9 protein-coding genes are annotated in these 14,829 nt (G+C 50.2%); 7 read left to right on the top strand and 2 right to left on the bottom strand.

Annotated features, from left to right (window positions below):
* Nucleotides 1-44 precede the first annotated feature (44 nt).
* A complete protein-coding gene (locus AC0YNX_RS22925) occupies nt 45-944 on the bottom strand; it encodes a helix-turn-helix domain-containing protein (protein ID WP_475818036.1) in 900 nt (299 codons plus the stop codon).
* Nucleotides 945-1,097: 153 nt separating this feature from the next.
* Between AC0YNX_RS22925 and AC0YNX_RS22930 the strand changes: the two genes are divergently transcribed.
* The 3 genes from AC0YNX_RS22930 to AC0YNX_RS22940 all read left to right on the top strand — a co-directional run bounded on the left by AC0YNX_RS22930 (nt 1,098) and on the right by AC0YNX_RS22940 (nt 4,640).
* Nucleotides 1,098-1,931: a phytanoyl-CoA dioxygenase family protein gene (locus tag AC0YNX_RS22930; protein ID WP_475818037.1), complete on the top strand. Its 834-nt coding sequence runs from the start codon at nt 1,098-1,100 to the stop codon at nt 1,929-1,931.
* Nucleotides 1,932-2,474: 543 nt separating this feature from the next.
* Nucleotides 2,475-3,635, top strand: a complete 1,161-nt coding sequence (locus AC0YNX_RS22935; protein ID WP_475818038.1) for an RluA family pseudouridine synthase — start codon at nt 2,475-2,477, stop codon at nt 3,633-3,635.
* Between the two features lie 18 nt (nt 3,636-3,653).
* Complete coding sequence (locus tag AC0YNX_RS22940) at nt 3,654-4,640, top strand: helix-turn-helix transcriptional regulator (RefSeq protein ID WP_475818039.1); 987 nt, start codon at nt 3,654-3,656, stop codon at nt 4,638-4,640.
* 545 nt (nt 4,641-5,185) lie between these two features.
* Here the strand turns inward: AC0YNX_RS22940 and AC0YNX_RS22945 are convergent.
* Complete coding sequence (locus AC0YNX_RS22945; protein WP_475818040.1) at nt 5,186-11,644, bottom strand: S-layer homology domain-containing protein; 6,459 nt, start codon at nt 11,642-11,644, stop codon at nt 5,186-5,188.
* Between the two features lie 222 nt (nt 11,645-11,866).
* Here AC0YNX_RS22945 and AC0YNX_RS22950 point away from each other — a divergent pair, with 222 nt between their 5' ends.
* From AC0YNX_RS22950 to AC0YNX_RS22965, 4 genes are all read left to right on the top strand, one after another.
* The gene (locus AC0YNX_RS22950; protein WP_475818041.1) at nt 11,867-13,018 is read left to right on the top strand and encodes a HupE/UreJ family protein; all 1,152 of its coding nucleotides are present in this window, start codon (nt 11,867-11,869) and stop codon (nt 13,016-13,018) included.
* A gap of 143 nt (nt 13,019-13,161) precedes the next feature.
* The gene (locus AC0YNX_RS22955) at nt 13,162-13,776 is read left to right on the top strand and encodes a DUF2087 domain-containing protein (protein ID WP_475818247.1); all 615 of its coding nucleotides are present in this window, start codon (nt 13,162-13,164) and stop codon (nt 13,774-13,776) included.
* Nucleotides 13,777-13,794: 18 nt separating this feature from the next.
* Nucleotides 13,795-14,163 carry an antibiotic biosynthesis monooxygenase family protein gene (locus tag AC0YNX_RS22960; RefSeq protein WP_475818042.1) on the top strand — a complete coding sequence of 123 codons (369 nt, stop codon included), beginning with the start codon at nt 13,795-13,797 and terminating at the stop codon, nt 14,161-14,163.
* 41 nt (nt 14,164-14,204) lie between these two features.
* Nucleotides 14,205-14,810, top strand: a complete 606-nt coding sequence (locus tag AC0YNX_RS22965; protein ID WP_475818043.1) for a histidine phosphatase family protein — start codon at nt 14,205-14,207, stop codon at nt 14,808-14,810.
* Nucleotides 14,811-14,829 lie beyond the last annotated feature (19 nt).

A 14,829-nucleotide genomic window follows, 5' to 3' on the forward strand; every position in this document is an offset into this window, starting at 1 on the left:
TTTGTCTATGAAATGCATGTGAAGAAAATAATAGAAAAAGGGCTCTACTGCTGCTTAAATTCCGTTGGCGTCAGTCCCGTTTCCTCTTTGAAATTACGGGAGAAATAATGAACGCTGGCATAACCGAGACGCTCTGCGATGACTTCCATCTTCTCGCCGCTCAGCAAGTAATATTTGGCTTTGCGGATACGTTCGGAGATGAGATATTGTTTGGGACTTTCGCCGGTGCATTTTCGAAATAGGGATGAGAAATAGATCACATGATAGCCGCACAGCGCTGCGAGCTCATTCACAGTCCAGTTCTTCTCCGGCTGTTTATTGATCGCCTGCAAGGCGGGGTCAATCTTGCTCTGTTCCAGCGACCTTGGACGCTTCGTCAGCTGATTGCGGACAATGGCAGCGAGCAGCTCCGTCATGAGCGCTCGAAGGACAATCCTGTAGCCCAGCTGCTCGTTCAAATACTCGTTGACGATACGCATCAGAATCGGCTCGAGACCTGGCAACGTGAAGTAAGGCGGCAGCTCCAGCCGTTCATCGTTAGGGAGTTCGAGCTTATAGCAGCGACGCTCGCTCGTGTTAAGGGCTTCTTCGCTGCATGTTTCTATTGAATAGGCAGGGTGGATAGGCTCTAGTGACTCCTGGATGTAAGCAAAATGAATGCCGATGAAGACAGCGTCGCTCTTAATGGTGATTTTGTGCGGACAATGGGGTCCATATAGTGCGCTGTCTCCAGCTGTAAGGGTGTATTGCTCCTGACCGATTAGCACTTCGGCCTCGCCGGATAGCAAACAAAACAGCTGGTAGTCCGGAATGATGCGCGGTCCCCACTGTTCAGCGGCAGGCACTTCGGCATGACTCGCAAAATTCACCGTTGGCTGCAGATCATCCAAGGTGCCTAGTACTATATCTGGATTCGAATATGGATATGGCGTCTGCTCAGGCATACGGTTGAATCACCTCGCGAGAAGGATATTTGAAAAGTGCAAAGCCCTGTTTCGTATGTGTAAATACACCGCTTACAATATGCGCTATTCTTATCACATAGAGCTAAACGCTTTGGTAAGCGAAACTACTGAATATAGGGAGGAATTGCTTCTATGCTAAGTCAAGCACAAATCACGGAGTTTGAAAACAACGGTTTTCTAAAAGGTGACGTCATCCTGAGTGACGCCGAGGTAGAAGAGCTTCGTGAGGAGCTCGATAAGGTGATGAACGGCGAAACGGTGAAGAAGCCCGTACTGAACCATAACATGCTGGGGTCGGACTCCCCTTACGACAATATGAAAATGGTCGCAAGCGACAAAGTCGTCCAAATCGTTAATATTTGGCTCGCCAGCGACCGTTTCCTGCAGCATGCCGGAAACACGCAAATCTGCGAGGAAGTCGCACAGCTGTGCCATTCCAATTCGCTTCGCATCTGGCATGATCAAATCCAATATAAGCCGCCGATTACGGGCGGACCAACACACTGGCATCAAGATCACCCGCTGTGGCCGATCATCCAGCCAGCTGACCTCGTAAGCGCATGGGTCGCGCTTGATGATGCCGTCATCGAGAACGGCTGCATGTGGATGGTGCCAGGCAGCCATAAGTGGGGCAACCACCAGCGCTACCTGTCCAGCACAAAAGAGTTCAAGCCGTTCCACAAGCAGCCGGAAATGCTGCCGAACAACGCGGTCGTGGAAGCTGTTCCGTTCGAAATCAAGAAAGGCCAAGTGGGCTACCACCACTGCCTGACTTGGCACGGCAGCCCGCACAACCGCTCCGAGATGAAGCGCCGCGCCATCGCCGTGCACTACATGCCGGGCCACACTCGCTACGAGCCGATTGGCGAGCACGTCATGCTCTCCTACGTCAACGTTAAGCCGGGCGAGCTGCTGGTTGGCGATCATTTTCCAGAGGTGTACCGGAAGCAAGGGGTACAGGTGTAAATTGGTTTGGGAGCCGCGCCGGGATGCGCGGCTTTTTTGTTTTGGGGTGGCTGGGTTGGCCGGTGGCGCAGGTGCGCGTGGGGCGGGTTTTCAGGCTTCCCTTTTGCCACCCCCTACTCCTTTCTCCGCCAATAGCGGCATTTTCCGCTCTCAACAAACTTTTTAAGCAATTCGCGAACTGAGAGAGGCTTATTCCGCTCTCAATGCCGCAATTATGCGATTTACTTCAGATTCCTGCGCGGAGAGAGGTTATTCCCGCTCTCGACTCACAAATCCCGTCTCTTCGTGCATTGAGAGAGGATTATTCCTCTCTCACCTTCCAATTAGCCAGTTTTCCACCATTTCCGCCGCTGAGAGATCATATATGTTCTCTCATGCACCTTTCCACGTGTTTTCGAAGCTGAGAGCACGTATACGTTCTCTCACCACCAAACCAGCCAGTTAGTTTGCCACTTTCGCCTTCCCACCATTTGTGCGTAATCGCTTCTTTCGGTATAGTAGATGCGGGTAACCAATTCGAATTGTACTAGGAGCGTCAGATAGATGAATAAGAAACATTCAGCACGACCGCCGAAACAGCAGCAGTCCCCGCGAGCGGGAAGCGCTTCGCGGCGTGATTCTGCAGGGCAAGCGCAGCAGCAGAACGACCGTGGTCGCGCGTCAGGACAAACGCAGCGGTCAGCCGCGCAAGCAGCCCCCCGCCAGTTCGGCAAATCCGCCGCCGATGCTCCCAATCGGCGACCAGCAGCAGCACAGCCGCAAGCCAGCGCCAAGTCAGCGCGGCGGCCAGCTCCAAGTCCGCGCCCGGCAGCACCAGCGCCGAGCAAGAGCTATGTAGCGCAGGAGCCAGCGGAGCTACTCGCCTTCCTGCTGCAAGAAGTGAAGGGCGAAGGCCGCAACGCGATCAAAGCGATGCTGAGCCGCGGACAGATCGCAGTAGATGGCACGCCGCAGAAAGTGTACAACTATATGCTGCAGCCGGGACAAACTGTGACGTTGTCGAAGGAACGCATCATCGAGACGCCGCCGCTCATCGGCCTCACGATTCTCTACGAGGATGCTGATGTCATCGTCGTAATTAAGGAAGCAGGCCTCTTGTCCATCGCTTCCGAACAAGAGTCCGAGCTCACTGCCTACCGGCAGCTGACGGCACATGTTCGCGCCAGCAATCCGGGCGGACGTATCTTCGTCGTTCACCGACTGGACCGCGATACATCAGGCGTCATGATGTTCGCCAAGAGCGAACACATCCAGCAGCAGCTGCAGACGACTTGGCAAGATACGGTCAAGGAACGCACTTACATCGCACTTGTTGAGGGCAAGGTTAGAAAACAAGAAGACACCATCTCTTCTTACCTCAAAGAAAGCAAGACGCTGAAAATGTACTCCACCTCGAACCAAGCAGACGCTCAGCACGCTGTTACGCATTACAAGGTGTTGCAGCAGAACAGCAATTTCTCATTGCTTGAAGTGTCGCTTGAAACCGGACGGAAGAATCAAATCCGCGTCCATATGGAAGACATCGGCCATCCGATCGTCGGCGACAAGAAGTACAGTTCCAGGTCCAAAGCGCTGAGCCGCCTCGGCCTGCATGCTCGAGTACTGGCATTCGTCCATCCGACAACCGGTAAGCTTGTCCGCTTCGAAGCAGACATTCCGCGAGCATTCTTCCAGCCGTTCAAGGAAGGCTTTACCCGCAAATAATAAGGAGGCAGCTTAGCCATGTCCAAAGCAGATAACATGCTGACCATTCTATGGCTGCTCAAAGCAAATAAACGCATGACCGCCAAGCAGCTGGCTGATTCGCTCGAAATGCATATCCGAACCGTATACCGCTACATCGATGCGCTGTGTGCAAGCGGCGTTCCCATTGTCGCGGATGCGGGGCATAACGGCGGCTACAGCCTGCTTGATCACTTCAAGGAATCGCCGCTACTCTTTGACCCGGGCGAGCAGAAAGCTCTAGTACAAGCTGCACTCTTCGCGGAGGAAGCAGGCTATCCCTACACGGATGTGCTTAGAAGAGCCATTACCAAGCTGAAACGCTACACGAATGAAGAGCAGCGCAGCGAGCTTGACCGGCATCTGACTGGCTTCGAAGTGATGAACGCCGCAGCGCACACAAGCATCGGCATCGAACCCCTTCTGCAGCAGCTGGAGCAAGCCGTCGCAAGCAGCTGCACGCAGCTCATTGGCTATCAAAAAGGCTATGGCATGGAAATCGAGCAGCGCCGCATCAACCCATACGGTCTCATCCACTGGCGGGGCAAATGGTACATGATCGCCTTCTGCCATCTCCGCGAAGATATCCGCAGCTTCCGAGTCGACCGCATTCAAGCGATCACCGGCTCGGATGACCGGTACGAGCGCCCTTCCGACTTCTCCGCACGCGAGTACTTGAGGCAGAACATCAAGCCATGGCTCACAAGCGATGAGCAGCTCGTCCGCATCATTATCAAGGGCCACCCGCGCGCATTGGAATCACTCGCCGAGCATTGGCTGTTCAATGATTCATTGATCGAGCGCAAGAGTGACGAGGCTCATTTCATGATAGATGAGAAATCACTGCTAACTTACATCCCCTACCACCTGCTCAGTTACGGCATGCGCATTCAAGTGCTAGAGCCGCTCATGCTCCGGGAGCATCTAGTCGAACTAACGACAAAACTGCTTGCTTATTATCAAAATCCGACAAGTTTCGATTTATGAAGCAATTGTAAAGAAGAGTGAGAAAACGAGAGAAAAGTGTGTAAAACCTCTTATTTTTCGCTTTATTTTGATTTTTCTGAATATTTACACAATAGGCGAATTGCCTGTACACTAAGGTCAGATCAAACAAGACGCACTCGCTTCTCAAGCGGAGGCATTACAAAGAATCCGGTGAAAGCAGCGAGAGGCTCAAGATGATCAACCAGCTCTAACAGAGAGGGGATAGTCCATTGAAATAGGTTAGCGAAGTATGTCCCCTATTCACTCGGGAAAGGAGTATCCGGTATAGTTTCTGGGACATGCGGGTACAAGTAAACGACAACGGATAATAAGCGGATTACAAGATAACAAGGGTTTAATGAAAAATTGAGAGCAACGGCAGTTGTTTGAAGTGAATGGAGTGCAGGTGAAAATTGAATAGTAATGGTGAGTATCGATAGGGATTTCGGTTGTCTTAGACAAGCGGGATCCCTATTATACTGTTTTCTGTTGTGCACAAAGGCCCACGGAGACTTGCTCCATGGACCTCATGCCTAACCATTCAACTACGTCATCTTCGTAAAGCTTACCACGGACAGCATCCGAATTATGAACACGACGCTTTCCGCGCGAGTTGTCTTCGAGCCGGCATTAAATTTGCCCGCTGTTCCTTTGATCATCTTTGCTTGCTCCAGCTGTGACACGGCTTCGAGTGCCCAACTGTGGATGTTGATTGCATCGCTAAAGCTAGACTCTACTGCCGATTTGTCGAAAGCATACCCCGCAAGCTCCATCGCTCTGTAAAGCATAACAGCAAGTTCTTCTCTCGTAATCGTTGCATTCGGATTGAAATTGCCTGCCTTATCGCCTTTCAGGATGCCGTAGTCCGTTAACGATTGTACCGATTGCGCAAACCATGCATCCGGCTTCACGTCATGGAACGCTGGTTGTCCTGCTGTCCCCAATGATTTCATACCAAGCGCCTTAGCCAGCATGACGGCAAATTCAGCTCTCGTTACGGTACCGCTTGGCTTAAATTCGTTGACGTCCATCCCGTTAACGATCATTTTGCCCGCTGCAGCTTCAATCTCCTTACGAGCCCAGTGATTCTGGATATCTGCAAACGTGCTCGTATTGCGGAGAACAAGATATGTGCTGTTCGTGAGACTGTAAATGACGACTTTGTTGCCTTCTACCGTGAATGGAACAGGCTCGTAAGCAACTTTGCCATTTGCTCCTGCTACTTCTCTAACTACCGCCAGCTGATTGCCGGATGTAGTCGAATCCAAAAGCACTGTTCTTGACACATATTGTGTGAACGTTGATAACTCCTTCTGCTGCCCTGTCGTAGAAGTAGCCGTTACTTTAAACTCTACTGAGGCTAATGCATGCTTTCCATATGAATTTGCCGTTTGTTTCGCTTGGTCGTTCACCGAAATGATCACTTGTAGCGCTATTCCCGACTGATTACCCAGCGCCTTAACAAGCTCGCTAACCGGCAAGTCATATTGGCCGAGAGAGGTAAGAATGGTCAGCTTGGAGTTCGACTCGTCCTTCACCAATTGATCAACTACATCAGCATGGATCGCAACTTTAACCTCGTCTACCTTCTCCGATGTTATCGCATTGATGGTCAACACGCCTTCTGAATTCGGTTTAATCGGACCATCCACCACTAAGCTGGCTTGCTTATGGCCATTCTCATCTTTTACAACCGGTTTACCTGGTTCGTTGTCTCCACTAGGATCCGTAATTGGACCAACTACAGGACCTGTCGTGCCAGCTTTCGTGTAAGATAACTCGCGAGTATCGCGTACCCGTATCCGGATGCCTTCTGCATATTTTCCGGTTACGCCAACTGCTTCATACGTATCGCCTGCTTTCAGAGACGGAACAGGCACGTTGTGCTGAAGCGCGATGTAACCGTCTGTGAAGACGAGAACTGGACCGCTGCCATCATTGATGATATAAGAATTGTCGTCGTACTTCGTGACGACCTTACCTTTAACTTTAACAAGCAAGCCTTGCTTCGATTCCGATGCAGCATCATGCGTTGTTACGACTGCAGGTACAATCGGATCAACATGTCCGAGCTTGATAACATCCGTATCAAACTTATCAAAGATAAGCTCACGGTTATTCTCGAACGTTTGCAGTTTCCCGTATACCCGCACCCGATCGCCTGGAGCTAAGCTGCCGCTCGGAACTTCTTGGAACGCCATAATACCGCCGGTCTCATCCTGAAGGTAGAAAGCGTCGAAGAAGACATCTGCTCCTGTCGTTACCGTGCCTTCCACCACTACAGATGCATCATCTGCATGCGTCTTTGCGTCCGCAATCTTGCTGACCGTTACGCCGCGACCTGCCAGCCAGTTGAACAGATTAATGCCCAGCTCATCATTACCCTTCGCATTATACGTTTCGTCCAGCTGCTTATCGTTAATAAGGTTCATACCCGAGATGACTATTCGCCCCGCTCCAATTTGTTCGGATGCAATAGCCGGAATTGCTGATCCTCCCGTATTGTCTGACACATTATCGTATACATTCGTTCCACCAGCTACGCTGTCTTGATACGTTGTTTCGTTTCCTCTTACCAGTACGGTCACCGTTGCGCTGTCTGTCAGCGACAAATGCCCAACCTTCTCCAAACTTGCGCCGCTGTAGTATTCAACTGTCGAAGCACGGTCTGTCAAATAGTTGCTGACTGGAGTCGGATGCAGACGCACAGCGAACAGCGAAGTTGAAGGCGTTGTCCAGAAGTTGCCCTCTTTGGAAGCGTCGAAAATTCCGTCATTGCTAATTTGAATCGTCGATCCCATCTCAATCAGGAGATCATTATTGATCGTAGAGTTATTGTTATAGTTGCTCTTGTCCGCCAGGAACAACGAGCCGCCACTCTTCACCCAATCCGTGACAGCCGAATTCTCTGTAATGGTAAGATCCGTCTTCGGATGGGTAAGAAGAAGCACTTTCGCCCCGCTGAGGACACTCGCCGTAATAGCAGCTTTGTTCTCAACGACTGTGTAGCCGAGCTGTCTTAGTTTTTGAGTCATCATTTTCAAATTATCCTTGTATGTGCCTGTGTCCGTTGACGTGTTCTCATTGCCATGCGCAGCATCAATCATAATTGTAATGCCTAGCGATGGTTTTACTTGAACCGCCGTCGAAAATTGATTATCTGACACATCGTCGGATGCGGGAACGCTTATAAGCCTTACTAAAATCTGATGATTGCCAAGAATCGGATCATTCCACGTCACCTTTGCATTATACGTGGATCGTCCTGCCATATCAGGCACATTCACGCTGCCAATTAGATGAGCATCATCCGCTTGATCATAGTAGAAATTCGCTTTAAATGCCGAAGCCGATTCACTGCCCATGTTGCTGATGCCAGCTTGCAATTCTACCGGATTTCCTTCGATCAGCGCTCCGCCGATTGCCTCGAACGTGCTCACTTTAAGGTCAACCGAAACTTCTTTCGACCAGATCGGCGACGAGTAGATTTGCTCGCCATCCTTCTGGGTCACTTTAATCATGAACCACTGCTGACCGCCAGTCACTTGAACGGAATGTGTCCATGTAAAGTCCTTTGTGCCCGGATGATATGTCTCCAGTACTTTGCCGCCGTTAGAGATCAGCTCAACCTTGTCGACAATGTCATTCGATAGATAGCTGCTAGGAAGATACGAATACTCAGGCATCGTTTTTGATTCGGCAACCGGATCCTTGCCCTTTACTTCAAAGTTCAATGTAGAGCCATCTACAATAGAGCCCATGTAGGAGCCGTTAGCGCTGAAGTCCAGCGAGAAGTTGGCATCCTCGGACATGTAAACTCTGCGTTTCTTCATGGAGTCGAAGAGCGATGCTTCAGATAAGTCGCTTGCGACAATAACAGTCCGTTTAGTCGTTTGACCCCATGTGCCGTCGTGGTTGTCTTCGCCGTAAGTCGGTGCAACATGCCAACCGAGATCCAGCGCTTTATAATACGTTTTCTCCGCATTCGCGTAGCCGTAATGACCGGAGCCGTTGCCCACTTCGAGCATTGTGAAACGGTCATCAACAGCTTTTTGATAGGGACTGAAGTTGTTAAATGCATTTGCCGACATATCCGGATGGTTGAACTGCGCAACAATGTTATCGTACGTCAGCACCCATGCGTAGTATTGGTTCAGATCCTGATATTTGCCGCCATCCTGCTTCCGGTCGATAAAGTTCTCCGTTCCGAAAACATTCGAGTGGCCCCATGTTGTAGAAGTCATCTCGAACGCTGGGAATACGACAAACTTGCCATCCTTCGTATATTGTTTCGCTAGATCCTTTGTCAGCTGCCAGTCGGAGGCGCCTGTGCGCTCCGGCATATTGCCATGCGACGTGCCATCGGTTGAGCGTGCAGTGTCATCGAGATCATGCGAGTGATCGGAAAATGCGAAGTAGTCATACTGATGCGCAATAGCTGCTTTCAGAGCATCTTCAGGCGTGCCTGCCGCATCATGAGAAAGCTTCGTATGGTTATGCGTCGTTCCTCTGTAATGGTTACCGCCAGTGAAGGCTTGAACCACTTCAAACGTCCATTGCTGTTCGGTTTTATTGCCGTGTGTATCCTGTACCGTTACGTGTACAGTATGAATGCCAATTTCTAAATCTGCTGCCGGCAAATAGCTTACTCCGCTTGCACTTACTGTCGCTTGCGAGGTAATATCCACGCTGTCCAAGTCAATCTTCACGGAAGCTTGATCAACGCCGCTTGGATCGGAGAATGCCAGCGAGATCGTTGGCTTGGCGTTTTCAACTCGGGATGCAACCTCAGGCTTCTCAGAGCCGAAATCCGGTCCAACCGAATCGTTGATGACATTCACTTGATAAGGCTGAGCTGCAGTACCACTTTGCTTCACTCGGTCGCTATTTACTGCTTCGATGTAATATTCGATCCCTGCATCCGGCACATTTGTTGTAAGCAATTCAGCTGTATAATCGCTTTGATTTGTGCTGCTCATGCTGAGCGCTGTGTAGGGATCGCTGCTGCCTTTGGTCCGGTAATAGACCGTTACGCTTGTTACTCCTGCTGCTTTAGCTGTAAAAGATACATCCACGCCTTTCAGAATTTCAGTCATCGGCGTATGAGTCAGCGTCAACGCTGGAACAATGTCTGCACTTTTACGTGGGAATAACTGGTAGCCAGTCGTATATGGCGATGAAGTGTCATATTGACTGACGATCCCAGTAATCGTATACGATTGACCGACAACAAGCTGCGTAGTGACGTTAATACCTGTGACGCTGATTACACGCACGGTTGTCGTTTTGGACGTGTCCGCGGAATCTTGGAAAGTAACGTTATAATTCGCACCACTAGCCGTCACCGCCGTGACTGCACCAGTCACTTCGATAAGCTGACCTTCGACAGGCTCTGCCCCGGCATAGGTCGTAAGATCCGTTACGGTCTTCGAGATGGCGGCTGGCAGTGCCTGCGTTCCGAGCTTCTCTGTTGTGCTTGGCGTGAACTCGAGCAACCCGTTATAGAAGGCGAGTTTACCCGTCAGTCGCACGACGTCTCCTGCAGTAATCGTAATACCAGGCGCAGTGCCGCCAAATATATTTATGCCTCCTGTCGCATCTTGGATGTAGTAATTGTTTGCTTGCGTACCCAGAATTTGATTATCTACTGTCGCAACACCTTCGATGATGTAATCCGGCGTCAAGCTTGATGTTGGATAACCATTCGTGTCAGAAGCGCGCAGCGTCTGGATTGGCGTCGCATCTATAGGATCAGCCAACTTCGTGACCGAGACCGGAACGCTCTCATAATTCTGGCCGTTATCTGTCACTTCAAGCTGCGTGACATATATAGTATCCGGCTGATTGTTCAGTGCGGTCGAGAACGACTTATTGGAACCCGATACCGCATTTTGGACGCGATTCCCCGGGGAAGTATCGTTAGAGGCATAGACATAAACACGAGCATTTGGCGTGCTTGTTGTACCAGTAAGCGTGCCAGTCGTGCCCGATTTGACGTAGGTAAGTCCGTTCAAAGCTGCACTTGCAGTTGCCGCATTAATCTGGACGCGGTCGCTTTCTGTCTTCTCTACTGCAGTTGCGGTTGCATACACACTAGTCAAACCGACCAGAGCTGTGTTGCTGATCGTGAACGAGCCATCAGTCTCAGCAACCACAGTGCCGAGCAGATCCCCGCCAGTTTCAGAGGAATACACGTTAATCGTCGCATTCGATGCTAGCGAAGATGCTTCACCTGTAAGAGTACCGTTCGCTTCATCTGCATTGTTAAACAACATTGCAGTGCCTGTAAGTGCAGTTGTTTGCACCGGCCCTCCTCCTAGCGGAGGCTCAGCCTCAGATGCCGTGTTGCGCGGATTAGGCGCTCCCGCTACGAAGTCCGCACTATTGTCGTCCGTATCCCAGCCGTTACCGCTGTTATCCGTGGCAGGCACGACCCCGTTGTTCGACTTCCGCTGAACGCTAAGCGTTGCGGATGGAACCGGTGCATAGCTTGTCCCTTCATAGGCATTCGCCGTCGTGCCCACCCCTACGAAATCGACAACACCTACCGGCACTCCAACTCCGCTTAGCGTCGTCTGATTATCGATAAGAGCAACCTTGAAAGCACCAGCTGCCATGGAGATCGTACCGCTTGCATCAGGGGTCGGCATTGAAGCGCCTACCGCTGCATTCGATGCTTCCTGGACCAAGTAATAGCTATGCGGCTGAATGCTGCCAGTCAAATTTGTTTTTTGATATGTAGTTCCGGTAGCCGATGCATATTGAACAGACCAGTTCGTTAGATCAACTTCCGAGTCCGTTGGATTGTACAGCTCGATAAAATCATTTGTATAGGTTGCATTTGAATTCCCGCCACCACCATATGCTTCACTAATGACAACACGCGTCGCAACTGCTGCCTCAGCCACTCCCGGCTGCACAAGCGGCAATAACTGCCCAAGGCTGAGCACTGATGCCATAACAACGCCTGTCCATCTCTTCCTGTTAGCGCTCCATTTCCCCACGCTTGTAAATCCTCCCTATAAATCTAGTTTGAATTGCATACTTCCCTAAAACACGTGGTTAAGTCTATCACCAATTCTCCCATTTTTTTGTTAAGTTTTTATTGATATGTCAATTTTGACAATGTCTTAACATTCCAACTCCATACTTGACCTATCTTACAAGTGGAGGACTCATAACTCACAATGAAACGAAAACTGTTTTATAGAACTGTTCTACTCCTCATGCTCCTCGTTGTTTCGCTACCACTCACTTCTGTTTCAGCACATCCTTACAGCGTCAGCTATACCACAATCGACGTAAATGATAAGGACACGACCGTAACCTTCTCGCTCGACATCTTATCGATTATTGAGCAAGTGAAGGGCATCGATTCTGATGGCGATTACAAGTTGAGTGCAGATGAGCTAAAAGCTAAAGAACCACAGGTTAGTCACTTTTTCGAGGACAGCCTCCTCTTTGAGGTTGATAACAAAACCGTCGAAGCGTCCTACGTCAGCTCCGCTTTCGAGACGAAAGCGGATAAAGATGTGGTTACATTCACATTTACATTGCCTCACTTGCAGACAGGACAATCATTTAAGTATGAGGACGATCTCTATTCCGGAGATGACAATACGAATTATGCGGATTTTGTTTCGATGCATTTCTACGAGCAATCAAGTGAGAGTGTTCTTCGGGGCAAGGACCGCAGCTTTACGCTGCTCGTGACTGAAAATCAGCAAGAGCAACAAGATGGCAACTCGCTGGCATCGACACAGGCGCCAAGCGATAACGGCGCTGCCAATGCTGCACCTCAGCAGGAGCAAGTCGTTACGACGAGCCAGCCTTCGGCGTGGATTACTTTCTTCAATCTGGGAATGAATCATATCCTAACCGGTTATGATCACCTGTTGTTCCTTCTCGCCTTGTTGCTCAGCCGTCAGTCATGGAAGCAATACGCCGGCGTCATTACCGCCTTCACAATCGCACACAGCATCACGCTGTCGCTTGCGACGCTGGGACTCATTCACATCCCTTCGCGCTGGGTGGAATCGGTGATCGCACTCAGCATCTGCTATGTCGCGTTGGAGAATATTTTCCGCAAAAAAATCCGTTACCGCTGGCCAGTCACTTTCTTGTTCGGACTTGTGCACGGCGTTGGCTTCGCAGACATTCTCATGGGTATGGATCTCCCGAAATCCAAGATGGCTGTCAGCCTCATCAGCTTCAACCTAGGTATCGAAGCCATTCAGCTGCTGCTGATGGCACTTGTGGTCCCGCTGCTCAAATTGCTCCAGAACCGGCTGCACTACCTCACCGCAATCAAATTCGCTTCGGCTGCCGTTTGCGTCATGGGCGGTATTTGGCTGTTTGAACGACTGTTTGCCGTATAAGTTAACTCATAAAAAAACCGGAGCCCATGTGCTCCGGTTTTTTTGGGTTTGACACGTGCATCTAATTTGATTATTATCTAATTAGATAACTGTTAAATTCAGATCACCAATTCCAACGAAATGAAAGGCAGGCTTCCGCTATGATGCAGCTCGACAAAATCGTCAATTACCACAAAGCGCTGGCTGATCCCACCCGTATTCGAATATTGATTCTGCTGTCGGAGGGCGAGTTGACTGGTCAAACATTAGCAGAGAAGCTGTGCCTCTCCCCCGCTACGATTACCCACCATGCCGCGAAGCTGCGAGCCGTCAGCTTAATTCATGAACGGCGCGACAAGAATGCAATCTATTTCTCATTGGACCGCTATTTCTTGAAGCAGTACGAGAGCTCGCTCCAGTCCATTCTGGCGAAGCCCAACGCGAACAACACTGAAGATAAGGAGCTGGAAACAGTGGATGAGAAGAACGAGCGGCTGAAGCAGTCTGTCCTGCGTAATTTTATTACAGCGGACGGCAAGCTGAAGCATATTCCCGCTCAGCTGAAGAAGAAAAGAATCGTGCTGGAGCATCTTGCAGAGAAGCTGGATGAAGGCCGAAAATATACAGAGAAGGAATTAAACATGTTTATCCAGCAGTACCATCCCGACTTCGCGACCATTCGCCGAGAATTCATCATGCATGCTTACTTGTATCGTGAGCAAGAGGTCTATGAACGGAACCCTCGGGAAATGTGGGAACGCTGGGAGACATTATCTTAAAGGCAAATGGAGGCCAAAATGATGAGTCACAATTATACCAACTCCAATTCAGATTCAAGTTCGAATCCTAGTATCGCTAAAACACCTGAACCACCCTACTATGCCGTCATTTTCACCTCTGAACGAACGGATGGCGATAATGGCTATGGTGCGATGGCGGATCGTATGGTCGAGCTTGCTGCCGATCAACCGGGCTTCCTCGGCGTGGAGAGCGCGCGGGATAGCAGCGGAGTCGGCATCACCGTCTCCTACTGGGAGTCGCTTGAAGCGATCAAGAACTGGAAAGAAAATCCGCTCCATCTCGGCGTTCAGCGCAAGGGACAGACGGACTGGTACAAGACATACGGCGTTCGGATTAGCCGCGTGGAACGGGATTATTTTTTCTGAAATCAATCAATTTCGCTTAAGATCCTGGGAGGAGATGCATCATGAATCCGACTCTCTACCTTGTCAGGCATGCTATAAAAGAACGATCTATCGGGGATGTTTCGATAACCGATGAAGGCGTGCTACAAGCTCAAGCGACAGCTGAACGTTTTCGTCATATGCAAATCACAGCCCTATTATCAAGTCCGCTTCAACGAGCGAAAGAAACGGCCGACTATATTGCTATTCAAGCGAATGCAAACCTCCAAGTGGATGATCGTTTGCGGGAACGCGCGAATTGGGGAGACTTCCCGGATCAGACGTTTGAAGAGTTTGTTGCCTTGTGGGAGCGCTGTACACTGAACCCCGAATATATGCCGCCCGTTGGCCAATCAGCGAAGCAAGCTGGCGCACGCTTGGCCTCTCTACTAGTAGAGGTGGCCGAGCAATATTCCGTTCACAGCAATATCGTATTGGTTACGCATGGCGGTTTAATAACCGACTTTCTCGTTCAAGCATTCCCTCAGAGTACGCTGGAATTCTGGCATCCTCAATTCATAGCTGCACAAACTAGATTAGTCCCCGAGTGTTCGATTACGACACTTATTTATTCGAACGGCAAGTTCGAACTAACCGACTTTGCAGCGGTCGATCACTTATTTCCCTAAACAAAAAGGGCCGCCTCAC

The sequence above is a fragment of the Paenibacillus sp. J31R98 genome, from assembly GCF_056269245.1.